The sequence below is a fragment of the Burkholderia cepacia genome (assembly GCF_001718835.1).
GTDB classification, from domain to species: Bacteria; Pseudomonadota; Gammaproteobacteria; order Burkholderiales; family Burkholderiaceae; genus Burkholderia; species Burkholderia cepacia_F.
In genome coordinates this window covers 527,813-546,585 of the sequence record NZ_CP013444.1, presented here as the reverse complement: position 1 = coordinate 546,585, position 18,773 = coordinate 527,813, and the positions used below count along the sequence as shown (strand labels likewise).

The 18,773-nt window shown below is 68.0% G+C and carries 15 protein-coding genes and 2 pseudogenes; 8 read left to right on the top strand and 9 right to left on the bottom strand.

Features of this window, described 5'->3' with window-relative positions:
• The first annotated feature begins 174 nt into the window (after window positions 1-174).
• Entirely contained in the window at window positions 175-1,377 is a 1,203-nt protein-coding gene (locus tag WT26_RS22870) for a DUF1444 family protein (RefSeq protein ID WP_069274013.1), read from the top strand.
• 14 nt (window positions 1,378-1,391) lie between these two features.
• Here the strand turns inward: WT26_RS22870 and WT26_RS22865 are convergent, their stop codons facing one another.
• Window positions 1,392-2,030 carry a LysE family translocator gene (locus WT26_RS22865; RefSeq protein ID WP_069274012.1) on the bottom strand — a complete coding sequence of 213 codons (639 nt, stop codon included), beginning with the start codon at window positions 2,028-2,030 and terminating at the stop codon, window positions 1,392-1,394.
• A gap of 216 nt (window positions 2,031-2,246) precedes the next feature.
• On the opposite strand from WT26_RS22865, the pseudogene WT26_RS22860 reads away from it, so the two are divergent.
• From WT26_RS22860 to WT26_RS22850, 4 genes and pseudogenes are all read left to right on the top strand, one after another.
• Window positions 2,247-3,630 (top strand): annotated as a pseudogene (locus WT26_RS22860) (FAD-containing oxidoreductase).
• Window positions 3,631-3,662: 32 nt separating this feature from the next.
• Entirely contained in the window at window positions 3,663-4,094 is a 432-nt protein-coding gene (locus tag WT26_RS22855; RefSeq protein WP_069270922.1) for an acetyltransferase, read from the top strand.
• Window positions 4,095-4,466: 372 nt separating this feature from the next.
• On the top strand, window positions 4,467-4,589 hold the full coding sequence (locus WT26_RS38840; protein WP_257786183.1) for a hypothetical protein: 123 nt from the start codon (window positions 4,467-4,469) through the stop codon (window positions 4,587-4,589).
• Window positions 4,590-4,647: 58 nt separating this feature from the next.
• The gene (locus WT26_RS22850) at window positions 4,648-5,601 is read left to right on the top strand and encodes a leucyl aminopeptidase (RefSeq protein ID WP_069274011.1); all 954 of its coding nucleotides are present in this window, start codon (window positions 4,648-4,650) and stop codon (window positions 5,599-5,601) included.
• Between the two features lie 13 nt (window positions 5,602-5,614).
• Here the strand turns inward: WT26_RS22850 and WT26_RS22845 are convergent, their stop codons facing one another.
• The 8 genes from WT26_RS22845 to WT26_RS22810 form a co-directional block, all read right to left on the bottom strand.
• Window positions 5,615-6,112 carry a GNAT family N-acetyltransferase gene (locus WT26_RS22845; protein WP_069274010.1) on the bottom strand — a complete coding sequence of 166 codons (498 nt, stop codon included), beginning with the start codon at window positions 6,110-6,112 and terminating at the stop codon, window positions 5,615-5,617.
• Window positions 6,113-6,198: 86 nt separating this feature from the next.
• Entirely contained in the window at window positions 6,199-7,779 is a 1,581-nt protein-coding gene (locus WT26_RS22840) for an aldehyde dehydrogenase (NADP(+)) (RefSeq protein ID WP_069271823.1), read from the bottom strand.
• The gene (locus WT26_RS22835) at window positions 7,779-8,762 is read right to left on the bottom strand and encodes an amidohydrolase family protein (protein WP_155123180.1); all 984 of its coding nucleotides are present in this window, start codon (window positions 8,760-8,762) and stop codon (window positions 7,779-7,781) included. Before WT26_RS22835 ends, WT26_RS22840 begins: the two co-directional genes overlap by 1 nt.
• A complete protein-coding gene (locus tag WT26_RS22830) occupies window positions 8,740-9,687 on the bottom strand; it encodes a YncE family protein (protein WP_045564409.1) in 948 nt (315 codons plus the stop codon). The genes WT26_RS22835 and WT26_RS22830 overlap by 23 nt, the downstream gene beginning before the upstream one ends.
• Window positions 9,688-9,765: 78 nt before the next feature.
• Entirely contained in the window at window positions 9,766-11,064 is a 1,299-nt protein-coding gene (locus WT26_RS22825; protein WP_069270919.1) for an MFS transporter, read from the bottom strand.
• Window positions 11,065-11,139: 75 nt separating this feature from the next.
• Window positions 11,140-12,057 carry a dihydrodipicolinate synthase family protein gene (locus tag WT26_RS22820; RefSeq protein WP_069270918.1) on the bottom strand — a complete coding sequence of 306 codons (918 nt, stop codon included), beginning with the start codon at window positions 12,055-12,057 and terminating at the stop codon, window positions 11,140-11,142.
• 2 nt (window positions 12,058-12,059) lie between these two features.
• Window positions 12,060-13,232, bottom strand: coding sequence for an L-rhamnonate dehydratase (locus WT26_RS22815; RefSeq protein ID WP_059794362.1), 1,173 nt, complete (start codon window positions 13,230-13,232; stop codon window positions 12,060-12,062).
• A 41-nt stretch (window positions 13,233-13,273) separates the two neighbouring features.
• Entirely contained in the window at window positions 13,274-14,359 is a 1,086-nt protein-coding gene (locus WT26_RS22810) for a 4-hydroxythreonine-4-phosphate dehydrogenase PdxA (RefSeq protein WP_059988207.1), read from the bottom strand.
• 125 nt (window positions 14,360-14,484) lie between these two features.
• On the opposite strand from WT26_RS22810, the gene WT26_RS22805 reads away from it, so the two are divergent.
• The 3 genes and pseudogenes from WT26_RS22805 (at window position 14,485) to WT26_RS22795 (ending at window position 18,746) form a co-directional block, all read left to right on the top strand.
• The gene (locus WT26_RS22805) at window positions 14,485-15,417 is read left to right on the top strand and encodes a LysR family transcriptional regulator (protein ID WP_010097392.1); all 933 of its coding nucleotides are present in this window, start codon (window positions 14,485-14,487) and stop codon (window positions 15,415-15,417) included.
• Window positions 15,418-15,712: 295 nt separating this feature from the next.
• A pseudogene (locus WT26_RS38525) lies at window positions 15,713-15,892 on the top strand (PAAR domain-containing protein); the annotation flags it as partial.
• Between the two features lie 97 nt (window positions 15,893-15,989).
• Complete coding sequence (locus WT26_RS22795) at window positions 15,990-18,746, top strand: type VI secretion system Vgr family protein (RefSeq protein WP_196222185.1); 2,757 nt, start codon at window positions 15,990-15,992, stop codon at window positions 18,744-18,746.
• Window positions 18,747-18,773 lie beyond the last annotated feature (27 nt).

The window sequence follows — 18,773 nt, the reverse complement described above, 5'->3', positions numbered from 1 at the left end:
TGCGGCGGCGCGAACGCCCGCCGGACAAGGCCGGCAGCGCGATCGGCCGCCCCCGGCCTTCAAGAAATTCGCGCGGCCGGCCGATATCACTAGGGTGGTAGGAAGCGGGCCCGCCCCGCGCCACTTCCTCGCCGGTGCGCGTCGACGGACGCGAACCCGACCCGCTCACACACGATGCTCACCGAATTCGTCACGCGCCTCCTCGACCGCTTCCGCAAGCCGCCCACCCAACAGATCTTCGCCGAACGGCTGATGGCCGCGCTGCGCGCGGCCGGCGACACGCGTGCGTGGATCTACGAAAGCGAGAAGAGCCGCCTCGTGCAGCCGGATGCCCCATCGAACATCATCAACCTGCACAACCTGTTCCGGGAATACGCCGGCGCGAAGCCGGCCGACCGGCACGCGACGCTGAAGCACCAGGCGAGCGCCGTGGTCGGGCACGCCATTCCGTCGCGCCTGGCGGACGCGAAAGCGCAGCTGCGGCCCGTGATCCGCAGCGCGACCGAGCGCGGCGGGATCCATCTGCAGATGGCAACCCGCCCGGAGCTCGCATTCCGGCCGCTGTGCGAGAACATCGAGATCGGCATCGCGTACGACGGCGAGTTCAGCGTGTCGCGGCTGACGACGACCAAGCTGCAGGAATGGGGCATCTCGTTCGACGACGCATGCGAGATCGCGATCGACAACCTGCGGGCCGCATCGTCCCGCCCGTGGCTGGCGTTGCAGAACGGCGTGTTCCTCGCGCAGTTCGGCGACTACTACGACGCGGCGCGGCTGCTGCTGACCGACCTGCTCCACCGGCAGCCGATCGCCGGCGCGCCGGTCGTGATGGCACCGAACCGCGCGGTGCTGCTGCTCACCGGCGACCGCAATCCGGCAGGGTTCGACACGATGCTGCAGGTGGCCGAACGGGCGTTCGCGCAGCCGCGCCCGCTGCCGCCGCTGATGCTGCGCTGGGATGGCACCGCGTGGCGGCGCTTCGTGCCGGAAGGGTTCGCAACGCGGCTGCAGCAATTGTGGGTCAGCGATCTCGCCGGCGATTACCGCGACCAGCAGGCCCTGATGGACGAGGCCCACGCGCGCGACGGGCTCGACGTGTTCGTCGCGCAGTACAGCACGTACCGGCGGCCGACCGGCGAATTGTTCAGCATGAGCGTGTGGACCGAAGGCGTGCATTCGCTGCTGCCCGACACCGACAGCGTCATGCTGTTCCGGCCGCGGACACAGCAGTCCGCCACCGTGCCGATGGCCGAGCTGCTGCGCCTCTGCGGCGACCTGATGACGGCCACCGGGCATCGCCCGGTGCGTTACGAGGTGAAGGCCTTCCCGGACGAGGCGCGGTTCCGGGCGCTGATGGAGAAATACCCGAAGCCCTGAGCGCCGCCGGCGCGTCAGAGCCCCGCGTGCGGCGCCGCCGCGAGCAGCCGCAGCCCGAGCAGCGTGATCGCGCCGGCCGCGACGCGGTCGACCCACTTCTTCGCGCGCAGGTAGAGCTCGCGCGGCCGGCGCGTGGAGAAGCACAGCGCGACGATCGTGTACCAGCCGAACTCGACGCCGAACACGAGCGGCGGCAGCGCCAGATAGCACCACAGCGGCGGATGCTGCGGGAGCAGCGCCGCGAAGATGCTGCCGTACCAGATCGCCGTCTTCGGGTTGCTGAGCTGGGTCGTGAGGCCCGTCCAGAACGACTTGCGCGGGTTGCCGACGCGGGCCGCGGCCGGATCGGCGACCTCGATCGGGTGAGCCGCGCCGCGCCAGATCTTCGACGCCATGTAGATCAGGTACGCGCCGCCCGCCACCTTGAGGCCCACGTACAGCCATTCGACGGCCTGCAGCAGCGTATAGAGCCCGGCCAGCGCGACGCCGCCGAACACGATGCCGCCGATGCCCATGCCGAGCGCGGTGGCCAGCCCGTCGCGGCGCGACAGCCCGATCGCATTGCGGGCAACCAGCACGAAGCTCGGGCCCGGAATCATCGCGCCGAGCCATAGCGCGACCAGAATGCCGAAAACGGCGGTCATTGCGGTCATCCGTCTCTCCTCGAAATAGCGGCCCCGCCCGCCGGAGCCCGGCCGGCCCGCGATGAACGGGCCGAACGGCGATTCTGGCACGCTTCCCGCTACGCCGGCAGGGGCGCGCCGCGCGCCCGAACCGCTCGCGGGCCCCCGCCGGCAGGTCTACCATAGGCGGACGCCCGGGCCGTGCACGCGGCCCCGGCCCACCCCGCAGCAGCGAAGGAGAATGCCATGACCCAGCACTTCGACGCGATCGTCATCGGCACCGGGCAAGCCGGGCCGCCACTCGCCGCGCGGCTGTCCGCCGCCGGAATGAAGGTCGCGATCATCGAGCGCGGCCGCTTCGGCGGCACCTGCGTGAACACCGGCTGCATCCCGACCAAGACGCTGATCGCGAGCGCGTACGCCGCGCACCTCGCGCGGCGGGCCGGCGAATACGGCGTGTCGGTCGGCGGCCCCGTCACCGTCGACATGAAAGCCGCGCGTGAAGGCGCGCAAGGACCAGATCTCCGGCCGCTCGAACCACGGTGTCGAGCAATGGGTGCGCGGGCTGGAACGCGCGACGGTGCTGCAGGGCCACGCGCGTTTCGAGAGCGCCCGCACGGTGCGCGTGGGCGACGCGCTGCTCGAGGCGGAACGCATCTTCGTCAACGTCGGCGGCCGCGCGCAGGTGCCCGCGATGCCGGGCCTCGACACGGTGCCGTACCTGACCAACTCGACGATGATGGACGTCGACTTCCTGCCCGCGCACCTCGTGATCGTCGGCGGCAGCTACGTCGGGCTCGAATTCGGCCAGATGTATCGCCGCTTCGGGTCGCAGGTCACGATCGTCGAGAAGGGCCCCCGCCTGATCCGCCGCGAGGACGAGGACGTGTCGCAGGCCGTGCGCGAGATCCTCGAAGGAGAAGGGATCGACGTGCAGCTCGATGCGACCTGCCTGAGCGCACGGCGCGACGGGCACCGCGTCGTCGTCGGCCTCGACTGCGCGGGCGGCGGCCGCGAGGTCGCGGGCTCGCACCTGCTGCTCGCAGTCGGACGCGTGCCGAACACCGACGATCTCGGGCTCGACCGCGCGGGCGTCGCGACCGACGCGCGCGGCTATATCGAGGTCGACGAGCAGTTGCGCACGAACGTGCCCGGCATCTGGGCGCTCGGCGACTGCAACGGGCGCGGCGCGTTCACGCATACCGCATACAACGACTACGAGATCGTCGCGGCCAACCTGCTCGATGACGATCCGCGCAAGGTGTCCGACCGCATCACGGCATACGCGATGTATGTCGATCCGCCGCTCGGCCGCGTCGGCATGACACTCGCGGAAGCGAAGCAGACGGGCCGCCGGCTGCTCGTCGGCACGCGCCCGATGACCCGCGTCGGCCGCGCGGTCGAAAAAGGCGAAAGCCTCGGGTTCATGAAGGTGATCGTCGACGCGGACAGCCATGCGATCCTCGGCGCGACGATCCTCGGCGTGACGGGCGATGAAGTCGTGCACGGGATGCTCGACGTGATGGCCGCTGGCGCGCCGTACACGACGATCAGCCGCGCGATGCACATCCATCCGACCGTGTCGGAGCTCGTGCCGACGCTGCTTCAGGATCTGCGCCCGCCCGGTTAGAATTCGCGGCGTTCAACCTGACTACAACAACGATGAGGATCCGAGAACGCACCCCCGAGGACAATCCCGCGCTGCTGGACATCTGGCACCGCGCCGTGCAGGCCACGCACACGTTCCTCACCGAACACGACATCGCCGCGCTCTACCCGCAGGTTCGCGATCTCTACCTGCCGAGCGTCGCGGTATGGGTCGCCGAAGCCGACGACGGCCGCGTCGCCGGCTTCATCGGCGTGAACGACGCGCAGGTCGAGATGCTGTTCGTGGATCCCGAGCGGTTCGGCCAGCGCGTCGGCACGCGCCTGCTCGATCATGTCCGCGCGAAGCATGCGCGCCTGACGGTCGACGTCAACGAGCAGAACCCGGGCGCGCACGCGTTCTATCGCCGCTACGGCTTCCGGGACGTCGGACGCTCGGCGACGGATTCCGCCGGCCGGCCGTTTCCGCTGATTCACATGGCGTATTGATTCATCGGCAAGCCGGCGCCGCGGGATGGCTTGCCGAATTCAATCATTCGAAACGATTCGGCCAATTGAAATCATGATCGGCAATTCCAATTGCCTATCCGGATTCCTCTTCCATTAATTTATTAAAATCCTTCCCGGTTTTATCGATTCATGCGTTCCGCCCGCGCGCCGTGTAGCCCGATAACACGGCCAATTCCCCGTGTTTAGTGCGCATCAGGTAAAAACAATGCGCCTGATTGCATTCGCCAAAATCGTCAATTAATATCGACTCCGCTTGTAAGGCATCGACAATAAATGTCGCACAGGCAGTGGCGGCCAACCCGCTGTGTTTCCGTGTAGAAGGTCTCGTATATATCGAATAGGAGAATTGACATGCAGGATACCCAGCAGATCGAATTGCTCGACTGGATGCAGGAAGACACGCACCCCGAGGCCGTCGACATGATGGTCGAGGACGCCGTGGTGCCGTTCGGCACCGCGCTCTGGCCGCTGTAAGCGCGCCATTCGACCAGGCGGAAGGGCGCCGTCCCTTCCGCCGTTTCCGGAGACACGCATGCTGAACCTGCACCGCGCACTCGGCTTCCATCCCGCGCTGCGCGACAAGCTGGCGCGCGCAGACCAGGGCAAGCTGCTGGTCGCCTACGACGCGCGCAACCGCGACATCGCGTTGCGCGCATTTGCCGCCCTGCCCGATTCACTCGACGCCACGACCCTCTGCCTCGAAAGCACCCCGCCCGCCGAGATCGTCGCGGCAATCGGCCGCGCCGACCTGTTCGTGCTGCTGTACGACTCGTCGTGCCTGCCGACACCGTCGCCGAGCGGGCCGCCGTTCCTCGCCGCGATCCGCCCCGCGATCGTCGAGCACTGGAGCAAGTCGGTGCTGTTCAAGGATTACGGCCCGCATCTCGACGAGGCGTTCGCCGAATCGCTCGACGACATCGCGGCACGCAACGGCCGGCTGATCGACGCGGCCGCGCGCGCAGCGCAGATCCGCTTCATCGACGAAGCCGGCAACACGCTGACGGGCTCGCTCGCGCCGGACCAGAAATGGACGAGCGTGGACGGGATGGGCAACCTCGACGTCGTGCCCGGCGAGATCGCGACGCACGTGACCGATCTCAACGGCACGATCGTCTTCAGCGGCACGTTTCTCGGCACCGTGCCGTTCGCGATCAAGTACAAGGTGGCCGAGCGGCTCGCGACGCTGCAGGTCGAGAACAGCACGATCGTCGGTTTCGACAGCGAGCATCCGGACTTCCGGCGCGATTTCTCGGCCTATCTCGACCGGCATCCGAATCACCGGCGGATCGAGGAATTCGGCATCGGCACGAACCTCGGCATTCGCGGCCTGTACGGCCGCAATGCGGGGTTCGAGGAACGCCATCCTGGCCTGCACCTCGGGCTCGGCGGCGGCGAAAACGGCAGCCACCATCTCGACCTGATCTTCGCGCGCGGCACGCTCGCGCTCGACGACCGGATCGTGTTCGACGGCGCGTTCGCCGTCTGACGCCGGCGCAAGCCTATGCGCGCGCCCCCAGCCACTTGGACATCACGAGGCAATCGACGAACCCGAGCCGCGCGTGTCGATACGCACGCGGCAGGCGCCCGACGATTTCAAATCCCAGCTTCTGCCACAGCGCGACCGCCACCTCGTTCGTCGCGACCACCGAGTTGAACTGCATCGCGAGGAAACCGCGCTCGCGCGCAACCTGCTGCGAGTGCTCGCACATCAGGCGCGCGACGCCACGGCCGCGCGCGGCCTCGCTCACCATGTAGCCGCAATTGCACACGTGATTGCCGGGGCCGGCCGCGTTCGCCTTCAGGTAGTACGAGCCCAGCACCACGCCGTCCTCCTCGGCGATCCACGTGCAGAGCGGCGCATCGAGCCATAGCGCGCGCGCGGCGTCCTCGGTCTGCGCGGGGTCGAATGCATAGGTTTCCTGAGCAGCGACGATGGCGCGATAGGTCGGCCAGAACAGCGCAAAATCCTCTTCGGTCATCGGACGAATCGTGAGCATGGGGTTCCTCGAAAATGGGGATGGCGTCGTTGCAACGCCGTCGATTCTAGACCCGGTTCACGCTCGCCGGCTTCACCGACCGTCGCTCATTCCCTCCCGAACCGCCCATCCTTCAGTCGCCACACCCCGAGCGGATTGCCGTCCTGCAACGCCGCCGGCAGCAGCGCCTGCGGCAACGCCTGGTAGCACACCGGCCGCAGGAAGCGCTCGATCGCGAGCGTGCCGACCGACGTCGTGCGTGAATCCGACGTCGCCGGGAACGGCCCGCCGTGCACCATCGCATGCGCGACCTCGACGCCGGTCGGATAACCGTTCGCGAGTATCCGCCCGGCCTTGCGCTCGAGCGTCGGCAGCAGGCGGCGCGCGAGCGCGTAGTCGTCCGGGTCGAGATGCAGCGTCGCGGTCAGCTGCCCTTCGACGTGCTCGGCGAGGTCGATCATCTCGTCGATGTCGCGGCACGTGACGATCAGTGACGTCGGCCCGAAGATTTCGTCCTCGAGCCGCGGGTTCGACACGAACGCGGGCTGCGTCGTCGCGAACAGCGCGGGCACCGCGGCCGCCTGCGCGCCAGTCTGCGCGCCTTGCGCGACCGCGCTCACGCCGTCCGCCGCCGCGCGTTGCGAGACGCCGCGCGCGTAGGCGTCCGCGATTCCCGTCGTCAGCATCGTCTGCGCGCCCTTGCTGCCAAGCGCCTGCGCGGCCGCGTCGATGAACGCCGGCGTGTGCGGCCCGTCGAGCACGACCACGAGCCCCGGGTTCGTGCAGAACTGGCCGACGCCGAGCGTCAGCGATTCGACGAAGCCGCGCGCGATCTCGCCGCCGCGCGCCGCGAGCGCGCCGGGCAGCACGAAGCTCGGATTGATGCTGCTCATTTCCGCGTAGACCGGAATCGGCTCGCGCCGCTGCGCGGCGATGTGCATCAGCGCGAGCCCGCCGCCGCGCGAACCGGTGAAGCCGACCGCCTTGATCGCCGGATGCGCGACGAGCGCCTCGCCGATCGCGTTGCCCGCACCGATCACGAGCGAGAACACGCCTTCCGGCAGGCCGCACGCGGCGACCGCCTGCCGGATCGCGCGCCCGACGAGTTCCGACGTGCCGAGATGCGCGGGATGCGCCTTTACGACCACCGGGCAGCCGGCCGCGAACGCCGACGCCGTATCGCCGCCCGCCACCGAGAACGCGAGCGGGAAATTGCTCGCGCCGAACACCGCGACCGGGCCGACCGGAATCTTCTGCAGCCGCAGGTCGGGACGCGGCAGCGGCTGCCGGTCCGGCAGCGCGGCATCGAGCGTCGCGTCGAGCCAGCGGCCGTCACGCACCAGCGCCGCGAACAGCCGGAGCTGGCCGACCGTGCGTGCGCGCTCGCCTTCGAGCCGTGCGACCGGCAGCGCCGATTCCTGGTGCGCACGCGCGATCAGCGCGTCGCCGAGCGCGACGAGATTGTCGGCGATCGTCTCCAGAAAACGTGCGCGCACGTCGAGCGGCATCGCGCGAAACGGATCGAACGCCGCCGCCGCGAGCGTGCATGCCCGATCCACGTCCGCCGCGTCGCCCGCGCCGTACTCGGGTTCCAGTTCGACGCCGCGCGCCGGATCGAACGCGCGCAGCGTCCCTGCCGTGCCGCGCACCGACGCAGCGCCGATCAACATCTCTCCAGTGATCTGCATCATTCACCTGCCTGCTTTCGCTGTTCGTCCATGCCGATCCGGTAGATCCGGATCGCGTTGTCATGCCAGATCGCGCGCCGCGCCGTGTCGTCGAGGTCCGTCAGCGCGTCCGCGAAGGTGCGCAGCAACGCGGGATACGTGACCCGCAGCCCCGCCACCGGGAAATTGCTCGCGAACATGCAGCGCTCCCAGCCGAAGATCGCGATCGCGTCGCGGATGATTCGCCGGTTCTCCACGTCGTTCCATGCGGCGTCGCGCAACCCGAATTCGGACAGCTTCACCGACACGCGCGGCAGCGCGGCCAGCGCTTCCATCCCGCGCCGCCATCGCGCGAGCCCCGCGTCCGAGCGGTCCCACGGCAGCCCCGCATGTTCGAGCACCACGTCGACGCCCAGCGCATCCGCGAGCATCGCGGCCGCGTCGCCGAGATGCCAGAACGGCACCCGCAGATCCCAGCATAGGCCGTGCACGGCGAGCCGTTCAAGCGCCGCGGGCCAGCGCGGATCATGCAATGTACCGGGGCCATCGGCCGTCGCATCCGGCGCCGGCGCGGTGCACGGCTTGAAGCGCACGCCGCGCACCCGTGGCCATGCGGCCTGCTCGGCGAGCCGTTGCGCCGCGTCGTCGGCGAGCAGGTCGACCCACGCGACGACAGCCGACGGCAGCCCGTGCGCGGCCGCGACGTCGTGCAGCCAGCGCGTCTCCGCCAGCGCCTCGTCGTGCGCGCGCTCGGCCTCCACATGCACGCTCGCGACGAGCGGCGCGCGTTGCGCTGCCCGCCGGTAGTCGTCCACGTCGAAATCCCGGCACAGCGCCGCGTAGTCGCCGAGGATGAAGCGCGACGGATCGTACCGATCCTGCAGCCACGGATAGTGCGCGCCCGCATCGAGCCGCCACAGGTGGTGATGCGCGTCGACGAGCGCATCGGGCATGCCGTCCAGGATGCACTCCCCGCGCATGTCAGCGCGGGCCGGCGAGCACATACGACGCATCCGGCTCGCGCAGCGTCGGCATCGCGCCGACGAAGCGCCACGCGTCGAGATCGAGCTCGCGCACGTAGTCGTCCTGGAACGACACGTAGGCCGCGCGCCGCGACGGATGGAACGACAGCGCGGTCGGGTTCGCGGGCAATGCCACGCGCTCGATCTCCTCGAGCTGCTGCGCATCGAACACGGAGATCGACTGCTCGCCCGAATTGGTCAGCAGCAGCAGGTCGCGGCCGTCCGGCGCGCTTGCACGGTAGATGCGGTTCGGATCGCTGCGCGTCTTCACGCGGCGGCCGCACGTCATCGTTTCGGTGTCGATCGCGACCAGCGTGTCGTCGCCGCGGTTCGCGACGTACAGCGTGCGCTCGTCGCTCGACAGCGCGTTGCCCTCCGGGCGCGGCCCCGGCATCACCGCGCGCGGCGCGACCGTCGCGTCGCGCGGGTGGAACTGCGTGACCGTGTTCGACAGCAGGTGCACGCCGTATGCGCGGCTTGCGTCGCGCGTCAGCGTGACGAGGTGGGTCTTCACGCCGCCGGACGGCACCGCCAGGTTCGGCACCGCCTGCTCCGTCGGACGATCGAACACGAGCAGCATGTCGTGCGCCTCGCTCATCGCGTACAGGCGGCCTTCGCGATCGCTCGCCATCCCGTGCGGCCGGTAGTACGGCCACAGGTCGAGCATGCGCGTATGCGTGCGTTCGACGAGGTCGATCTCGGCGATCCGGTGATCGCCTTCGTGGCCGCGCGTCCACGCGGTCTCGATCCCGAAGATGCCGACGTACGCGTAGCGGTCGTTCGCGTCGACGGTGAATTCATGCGGGAAGTTCGGCAGCACGATGTGCTTGAGCGCGGCCCGCGTTTCGAGGTCGTAGAAGCTGAAGGTGTGCGCGCATTTCTGGACCAGCAGCAGGATGTCGTTCATGTGAGTCTCCGTCCTTCGATCTTGCCGCCGCGGCGCATGGAAGTCGCCGCGGCGAAATAAGGCGCATGTCGCGCGAGCTCACGCCTCGCAGCGCTTCGGCAGCGTGAACGTCAGCAGCCCGGCCACCGCGAGTGCGCCCGCGAGGCTGTACACGCCGGCCGCCGTGCTCACGTGCTGGGTCAGCACGCCGACCGCATACGGGCCGCAGAACCCGCCGAGATTGCCGAGCGCATTGATCAGGCCGCGTGCGCTGCCGGCCGTCTCGACGCTGCACAGCTTCGGCGGAATCGCCCAGAACACGCCGGCCGCCGCCTGCAGGAAAAAGCCGCAGCCGATCAGGAAGGCGTACGACACCGCCATCGTCGCCTGGAACCGCACCGACAGGAACAGGCAGGCGGCGAAGCCGAGCAGCGGCAGCACGATGAACAGCCGCCGCCGGCCGGTCTTGTCCGACAAATACGACGTCGCGCTCATCCCGAGCATCGTGCCGACGTACGGCAGGATCGCCAGCATCCCGACCTGCGCCATCCCGCCGTGGGTGAGGTTTTTCAGGAGCGTGGGCAACCACAGCGTATAGCCGTAGATGCCGACCTGGTAGCAGAAGTTGATCAGCACGAGCCGCCAGATCGTCCCGTCGCGCAGCAGCGCGCCGAACGACGCCGCGGCCTTCTGCTCGCCGACGCGCGCGGCTTCCCGCTCGGCGGCGAGCGCCTCGGCGATGTACGCCTTCTCGCGCGGCGAGATCCAGCGCGCGGTCTCGGGGCTGTCGTCCGCGAACGGCAGCCAGATCGCGAGGAACGCGAGCGACAGCAGCCCCGCGCCGTAGAACAGGTGGCGCCAGTCGTAGGTCGCGAGGATGTAGCCGGACAGCGGCGCGGTGATCATCCCGGCGAGCGGCACGAACATGATGACCATCGCGTTCGCGCGCCCGCGCTCGCGATCGGGAAACCAGTTGCTGACCATCGTCAGCACGACGGGCAGCATCCCGCCTTCGGCGACGCCGAGCAGGAAGCGCAGCGCCAGCAGTTGCCACGCTTCGGTGACGAGCCCGGTCAGCGCCGACAGCACGGCCCAGCTCACGAGCGACCACGCGATGAACTTCTTGCCGCCGCCGAGCGCCGCGAGGCGGCCGCCCGGAATCTGCAGGAACAGGTAGCCGAAGAAGAAAATGCCGCCCGCGAGGCCGGCCATGCTCGCGCCGATGCCGAGGTCGGCGTTCATCCCGCCGGGCATCGCGAACGCGATGTTCACGCGGTCCATGTACGAGATGATGCACGCCATCAGGAGCGGCGGAATCACGCGCAGCCAGCGGCGGCGCGGAACGGGGGCGGCGACGTCGGCGTCGTAGGCCGGGCTCGCCTGATTCAGGGTGGTCATGGTGTCTCCAATATTTGTCTGCGTGAACGCGGCCTTCTCGCGGGCCTTGCGTCATCGTGTCGTTTCGCCGCGCGCCTACCGCCCCCAGCGCAGCACGAGCGGATCGAGCCGCCGCGCCGCGTCGAGCAGCCCGGCGCGCGTGTCCGGATGCAGGTCGGGCCACGGCGCGCGCGGCCTGTCGCACGCGATCACGCCGCCGGCCTTCATCAGCGCCTTCGCCGCGAGAAAGCCCGCCTGCCGGTTCTCGTAGTTGATCAGCGGCAGCCAGCGCGCATACTGCTCGCACGCCTCGTCGCGGCGGCCGGCGAAATACGCGTCGGTGATCCGGCGAATCCCGTCCGGATAGCCGCCGCCCGTCATCGCGCCCGTCGCGCCCGCATCGAGATCGGCCAGCAGCGTGATGCCCTCCTCGCCGTCCCACGGCCCTTCGACCGCGTCGCCGCCGACGCGGATCAGCTCGCGCAGCTTCGCCGCCGCGCCGGGCGTCTCGATCTTGAAGTACGACACCGCGTCGATCTCGCGCGCGAGCCGGGCGAGGCAGTCGACCGGCAGCGTCGTGCCGCTCGCCGGCGCGTCCTGAATCATCAGCGGAATGTCGAGCCCGTCGCTCACGTCGCGGAAGAACGCGTGGATCGACGCCTCCGGCACGCGGAACGTCGCGCCGTGATATGGCGGCATCACCATCACCATCGACGCGCCCATGGCGTGCGCGCGCCGGTTGCGTTCCGCGCAGATCCGCGCGCTGAAATGCGACGTCGTGACGATCACCGGCACGCGGCCGGCGACGTGCTCCAGCACGGTGCGGGTCAGCAGGTCGCGTTCGTCGTCGCCGAGCGCGAACTGCTCCGAGTAGTTCGCGAGGATGCAGATGCCGTGCGAGCCTGCGTCGATCATGAAGTCGATCGCGCGGCGCTGGCCGTCGAGGTCGAGCGCGCCGTCGTCGGTGAAGATCGTCGGCGCCACCGGAAAGACGCCCTGGTAACGTGCGCGCATGGTCACTCCACGATGTCGAACTGGTCGAGGAACTCGGTCTTCAGCGTGAGGCCGAGGCCGGGCACGTCGTCGCGCAGCTGCAGGAAGCCGTTCTCGGCCGCCGGCTCGCCGTCGAAGATGTAATAGAACAGCTCGTTGCCGACCTCGACGTCGAACATCGGGAAGTACTCGCTCATCGGCGAAGCGAGCGTGCTCATCGTCAGGTGGTAGTTGTGCATCTGGCCCGCGTGCGGAATCACCGGCACGCTGTACGCCTCGCACAGCGCGTTGATCTTGTGCGCCATCGTGATGCCGCCGACGCGGTTCGTGTCGTACTGGACGACCGACACCGCCTTGCGATCCAGTAGCTGCTTGAAGCCGTACAGCGAGAACTCGTGCTCGCCGCCCGAGATCGGAATGCTCGTCAGCCGGTTCAGCTCCGCGTAGCCGTCGATGTCGTCGGCGATCACCGGCTCTTCGAGCCAGCGCGGCTGGTACTTCTCGAGCTTCGGCAGGATGCGCTTCGCGTACTCGAGGTTCCAGCCCATATAGCACTCGAGCATCAGGTCGTTGTCGTCGCCGATCACCTCGCGGATCGCCGCGACCGACTTCAGGTTCTCGACGACGCCCTGCTGCCCGTGCGCGGGCCCGTAGCCGAAGCGCATCTTGAACGCGCGAAAGCCTTCGTCGAGATAACGCTGCGCTTCCGCCTGCATCTCGTTCAGGTCGGTGCGGTACAGCTTCGAGTAGTAGCAGGGAATCTTCTCCTTCGTGCGGCCGCCGAGCAGCTTGAACACCGGCTTGCCGACGCTCTTGCCGAGAATGTCCCAGATTGCGATGTCGACCGCCGAGATCGCCGCCATGCCGACGCCCTTGCGGCCCCACGCGTGGGTCGCGCGGTACATCCGCTGGTTCAGGTATTCGTAGTCCCAAGGGTCCTGGCCGATCACGAGCGGCGCGAGATACTGGTCGACGATCGCCTTCGCGACGTGCGGCGCGAGCGCGACGTTGCCGAGGCCGACGATGCCGTCGTCGGTTTCGACCTCGACGACCGTCCATGAATGGAAGCGGAACGTGCTCATCGTTTCCTGCGGCGCGTACAGCAGGTCCATCGCGTTCGAGCAGAAATTGCCCTGCGGCGGCACGGTCTTGCCTTTCCACTGGTACACGCGGGCGCGCACAGCCTTGATCTTCATTGTGTCGTCTCCTGATTTTCGGTTTCGTTTCCGGTGGGTCGTCACGCGGAGGTGGTCTGCCGGCGATGCGCGGCGCCCATCCGGCACGCGATCTGCAGCGCCTGCCAGGTCGCGCCGACGTCGGCCGCGCCGCGCCCCGCGATGTCGTACGCGGTGCCGTGCGCGGGCGTCGTGATCGGCACCGGCAGCCCGCCCTGCACGGTCACGCCGCGCGAGAAGCCGAGCAGCTTGATCGCGATCTGCCCCTGGTCGTGGTACATCGTGACGATCGCCTGGTAGTCGCCGGCCTGCGCCTTCAGGAAGATCGTGTCGGCCGGGAACGGGCCGTGGAACGGCGCGTCGGTCGGCCATTCGCGCGCCTGCAGCGCGCGCACGGCCGGCGCGATCACGTCGATCTCCTCGCGGCCGCACATGCCGCCGTCGCCGCCGTGCGGGTTGAACGCCGCGATCGCGACCTTTGGCGCCGCGACGCCGTTCGCGAGCAACGACCGGTAAATCAGTTCGGATGCCTGTTCGATCCGCTCGACGGACAGGTAGCGCGCGGCGTCCTTCAGCGGGATGTGCGACGAGATCCGCGCGGTCCACAGTTCGCCGAGCGTGTTGAATTCGCAGAAGTAGCCGGTCACGCCGAGGTAGTCGGCGAAGTGATGCAGCTCGTCGTCGTGCGCGAGGCCGCCGAGCTTCATCGCGTGCTTGTTGAGCGGCGCGAAGCAGATTGCGTCGACGTCGCCGGCCAGCGCCGCGTCCATGCAGCGGTTCAGCACGTCGAGCACCGAGCGGCCGCCTGCCGGGCCGGCCTGAGCGAGCGTCACCTGCGCGGGATCGACGGTATCGATCGCGACGAACGCGGGCCGCGCGACGGACGGCCGGTCGCGCACGTCGGCGAGCGACGCGACCGGCTCGACGTCGACCTGCACGCCCGCGGTGCGCTGGCCGGCTTCCCACAGCCAGCGGTCGCCGATCAGCACGAGATTGGCGCGCGTCACGGCATCGGGGCGCGCAAGCAGCTTCGCGATCAGCTCGGGGCCGATGCCGGCCGGGTCGCCGAGCGTCAGCGCGACGACCGGCAATGCCGGGTCTGCCGCGCGCGCCGGGCCGTGTGCCGGAATCGCCGAATTCGTCTGCATATTCGTCTCCTGTCTCTGCCTCTGGCCGGAAAGCGGCCGTTCGTCATGTGGGGTTCATGCTAGGTAGACGGAACACGCCGGTAAATTGAAAACTCTTGATGAATTGATAACCTGGGGTAATCGAATTGGGTTCGATCGACAGAAAGGATTCGACGCCGCAACTGCTGAACCGGCTGCGGATGCGCCAGGTCGCGCTGCTACTGGCGGTCGAGGAGTGCTCGACGCTGCGCGCCGCGGCCGACCGGCTCGGCCTCACGCAGCCGGCCGCGACCAAGATGCTGCGCGAGCTCGAGGATGCGCTCGGCCAGCCGCTGTTCGAGCGCGTCGGGCGCGGGCTCGTGCTGAATCCGGCCGGCGAGCGGGTGCTCGGCTACTTCCGCGGAATCCGCGGCAGCATGGAGGCGCTCAACCGCGAGCTGGCCGAACTGCAGCTCGGCAGCGCCGGGCGGCTCGCGATCGGCAGCATCATGGCCGCGACGCCCGGGCGGCTCACCGAGGCGCTCGTGCAGCTGAAGTCACGCTATCCGCTGCTCGCGATCGACATCGCGGTCGACACCAGCGACAAGCTGATGCCGCAGCTCCAGGAAGGCGTGCTCGAAGTGGTGATCGGGCGCAACGTCGGCGCCGACTGCGAGTTCCGCGCGGTCGACGACGAAGCGCTCGCGATCGTCGCCGGCCGCGACCATCCGCTCGTCGGCGGCGGGCCGGTCGAGTTCGCGGCGCTGCTCGACTATGCGTGGATCCTGCAGCCGACCGGCAGCCCCGCGCGCGAAGTCGTCGAGCGCGAGTTCCGGATGCACCACCAGCCGATGCCGCGCGGGCTGGTCGAGACCGGCTCGATCCTGACGACGATGAGTCTCGTCGATCGCTCGCGGATGCTCGGCGTGATTCCGAGGACGGTCGCCGAATTGAATGCCGAGCACGGGATGGTCGCGATCGTCGATTACGCGCTCGCGCAGAAGCTGCCGTCGTATGGGAGCCTCGTGCGGCGGGATCGGCCGCTTTCGGTTCCTGCGCAGCAGTTTCTCGCGTTGTTTCATCGGGAGGCGGGGGCTTGATGAGAGCGAGTCGTAGAACGTAATAGCGCTGGCGATACCAATGCAGTGCCTTATTCGGCGCGGCGGCATTTTCACTTCATTGTTGCGCAGTGCGGGATGTGTGCGTGGCGTGCTGGATAAGGGACGCAAGCCAATAGGAATAAACTCAATTCACATCGATGGATTGAGATAAGTCGCAATCCTTAATTGAAACCCTTGATTTTGATTGTCACCAATCGTCAATAATCATCTCAATAATTGCACTCCATTTCCGGGCGAGGTAAAAGAACGACTTCCACCCTCGCACGAGTCGTTGATGAAAACCGAGCAAGGCCGCGAAATGGCCCGTTTGGGCGACACCACCGACCACGTGGGCAACGTCATCGAAGCCGCTGACGATCTCGAGCATCACGGCATCGGCGTGGCGCTGGACGGCCATGCGGTGAGGTGTCCCAAGTGTGGCGGCGTCTTCCCCGTAATTGCGACCGGGCGCATGCATCGCGGTCGACGCGTGGCCTGCATCGGCGACAAAACCGCTTGCAGCGTGACGCTTGTGCATGCCTGGTGCATTTCGTACTCCGACTGGAGATTTCATGTTGGAACCGACTCAAGCCCGCACATTGACCGTGTCGGGTTCCGCGCTGCCGACCTGGGGCGGCCGGCCGGTGCTGTCCGCGCGGCGCCTCGTCGGCACCGACAAGCTCGGCAAGCTGTATCGCTACACGCTGGAACTGACGACCGTCGCTGACCCGACACTGCCCTTGTGGGAAGCGAAACAGCTCGTGTCCTCTGAGTCCCTGATCGGTCAGGAAGTCAGCGTCACGATTGAGTTCGACGGACGCGGCACGTTCATGCCGGGCATGCCCGGCGACGCCGGACTCGGTAAAGTGGGCGCAGGCCAACGCACAATCACGGGTCTCGTGACAGGCGTCACCTGCACGGGCGAGGACGACCGGCGCGTGTTCTGCCGTTTCACCGTGCGGCCGTGGCTGTGGTTCGCCACGCGGAATCGGGACAGCCGGATTTTCCAGGACATGAGCGTGGTGGACATCACCGACGCGGTGCTCAAGGAGCGGCGCTATGGCGGCTTTCCCTTCGAACTGCGGTTGGCCGCGACAGGGCTGAACGGGCGCTATCCCGCGCGCGACTACGTGCGGCAGATGTGGGAGTCCGACTATGCGTTTCTCACGCGGCTGTGGCGCGAGTGGGGGCTGACCTTCTTCATGGATGGCCACATGCTCGTGATTGCCGATTCGCCGGGCGCGCACCACCCGCACGGCGACATGTACGACACGATTCGTTATCACGCGCCGGAGGGCGCGCGCATCGACGAGGAGCACATCGATCAGCTCGACGTGTCGCATACATTGACCGCCGGTGCGGTGCATCTGGCCGACTACGATTACACGAGACCGCGTGCCCGGTTCACGACCGACGAGAATCGCCACGGCGAATCCGCATTCGCCAATGCCGAACACTATGCGTTCGGCGACTATTCGCAGCCGCTGGCGGGCGCGTCGGGGCTGACGGGCGAGCCGAACGACCATGAGCGCGAGGCGCGCCATCTGGCCGGCGTGCGCGTCGACGCGCTGCGCGCCAAGGCTCTGCGAGTAACGGGCAAAGGCAATCTGCGCGGGCTGGCGGTCGGGCATACGTTTCATCTGGACGCGCATCCGCTCGAAGCGGCCAATACGGAGTACCTGGTCGTCTCGACCGATCTCGACCTGCGCAATATGGACGAGACCACGCGGCCGGCTGGCGAGGATGCGCAGTACGCGTGCGTGACGAAGTTCACGCTGCAACCGGCCGACGCGTTCTTCCGGAACAAGCCGCGGAAGAAGCCGCGGTGCGGTGCGGAAACCGCGATCGTGGTCGGGCCGGCCGACCAGCCGATGTGGGTCGACGGCTATGCGCGGATCAAGGTGCGTTTCGTATGGGACCGGCGCAACGGACCGGACGAAAATGCAAGCTGCTGGATACGCGTCGCGCAGCCGTGGCAGGGCAACGGGTTCGGCTTCGTGGCGCTGCCGCGCATCGGACAGGAAGTGACCGTGCTCTATCACGAGGGGGACTCCGACAAGCCCTTCGTGATGGCACGGCAGGTCAACGCGTTCAACCAGCCGCCATGGGAGGTGCCGAAGAACCAGGCGCTCACCGGGTGGCTGAGCCGCTCGCTGACGGACAACCAGTCCACCGCGGTGGTGTCGGACGACACCCCGGGCAAGCTGCAGGTCCAGGTGACGAGCGATCACGCGAAATCGCGCCTGGTGATCGGCTACAACACGCGCATCGAAGCGAAGACCGGACGCATGGATGCGCGTGGCGAGGGCTGGGAGCTGTCGACGGAGGCCTGGGGCGTGGCGCGCGCCAACCGGGGCCTGCTGCTGACCACCGAGGCGCGCGAGGGCGCCGCCGCGCCGGTCAAGGACATGGGTGAAACGATTACGCGGCTCACGCAGGCGCGTGACATCCAGGAAAGTCTCACGGAGCAGGCGCAGCGGCATGGCGCGCAACGGAAACACGCGGACCAGAGCGAGGTTGCACGCGCGATCAAGACGCAGAACGATGCGATCCGGGGCGGAGCCGCTACGCCCGAGCAGCCGTTTCCACAGTTCGCCCGTGCCGACATGGTGTTGGCCAGTGCCGAAGGCGCCGCCATCACGGCTGCGCGCAGCGTGCATGTGGCGGCCGACGAGCATATCGCCCTCACCAGCGTCGGGCATATGGCCATCGCGGCCGGCCGCTCGATCTACGCGAGCGCGCGCAAAGCGTTCTCGCTGTTCGTGAAAAAGGGCCTGCGGCTGATCGCCGGCGGAGGAAAGGTCGAGATCCAGGCACAGCAGAACGGCATCGAGATCATCGCGAAGCAGGTTCTCGACCTGATCAGTACGACCGACAGCATCCGGCTGAGCGCCGCGAAGAACATCGAGCTCAAGGTCAACGGGACGGCCGTGCGGCTCGGCCCGGATGGCTTTCAGGTGCTCACGGGCGGCAAGTGCCATTGGTACGCGGGCGATCACCAGAGGTTCGGGCCGCAAGCGCCACCCGTGAAGATGCCGGTGGCCCATATCGAGGACGCCAAGGTGGCGGAGCACTTCGTGCTGGTGGAACGCGAATCGGGTTGGGTCCTGCCGCAGCAGCGCTATCGCATCACGCTCAACGATGGCCGAGTGATCGAGGGCACGAGCAGTTCGCATGGCGAAACCGAGTTGGCGATGAGCGAGAGCTTGCAGATTGCCACATTGGAGTTGCTGCGCCAGGACGGCTCGCTGTTGGCAACGTCCTGCGCTGCCATCACGAAGGATGCGAAATCGAAAGAGGCCGATGCTCCAGAGGGAAACGCCACATGACTCGAACACGCAAGCACAAGGTTGGAC

Coding starts and splice junctions, on each gene's coding strand:
- WT26_RS22870 (WP_069274013.1), top strand. CDS start 175: ATGCTCACCGAATTCGTCACGCGCCTCCTCGACCGCTTCCGCAAGCCG.
- WT26_RS22865 (WP_069274012.1), bottom strand. CDS start 2,030: ATGACCGCAATGACCGCCGTTTTCGGCATTCTGGTCGCGCTATGGCTC.
- WT26_RS22855 (WP_069270922.1), top strand. CDS start 3,663: ATGAGGATCCGAGAACGCACCCCCGAGGACAATCCCGCGCTGCTGGAC.
- WT26_RS38840 (WP_257786183.1), top strand. CDS start 4,467: ATGCAGGATACCCAGCAGATCGAATTGCTCGACTGGATGCAGGAAGAC.
- WT26_RS22850 (WP_069274011.1), top strand. CDS start 4,648: ATGCTGAACCTGCACCGCGCACTCGGCTTCCATCCCGCGCTGCGCGAC.
- WT26_RS22845 (WP_069274010.1), bottom strand. CDS start 6,112: ATGCTCACGATTCGTCCGATGACCGAAGAGGATTTTGCGCTGTTCTGG.
- WT26_RS22840 (WP_069271823.1), bottom strand. CDS start 7,779: ATGCAGATCACTGGAGAGATGTTGATCGGCGCTGCGTCGGTGCGCGGC.
- WT26_RS22835 (WP_155123180.1), bottom strand. CDS start 8,762: ATGTGCTCGCCGGCCCGCGCTGACATGCGCGGGGAGTGCATCCTGGAC.
- WT26_RS22830 (WP_045564409.1), bottom strand. CDS start 9,687: ATGAACGACATCCTGCTGCTGGTCCAGAAATGCGCGCACACCTTCAGC.
- WT26_RS22825 (WP_069270919.1), bottom strand. CDS start 11,064: ATGACCACCCTGAATCAGGCGAGCCCGGCCTACGACGCCGACGTCGCC.
- WT26_RS22820 (WP_069270918.1), bottom strand. CDS start 12,057: ATGCGCGCACGTTACCAGGGCGTCTTTCCGGTGGCGCCGACGATCTTC.
- WT26_RS22815 (WP_059794362.1), bottom strand. CDS start 13,232: ATGAAGATCAAGGCTGTGCGCGCCCGCGTGTACCAGTGGAAAGGCAAG.
- WT26_RS22810 (WP_059988207.1), bottom strand. CDS start 14,359: ATGCAGACGAATTCGGCGATTCCGGCACACGGCCCGGCGCGCGCGGCA.
- WT26_RS22795 (WP_196222185.1), top strand. CDS start 15,990: ATGTTGGAACCGACTCAAGCCCGCACATTGACCGTGTCGGGTTCCGCG.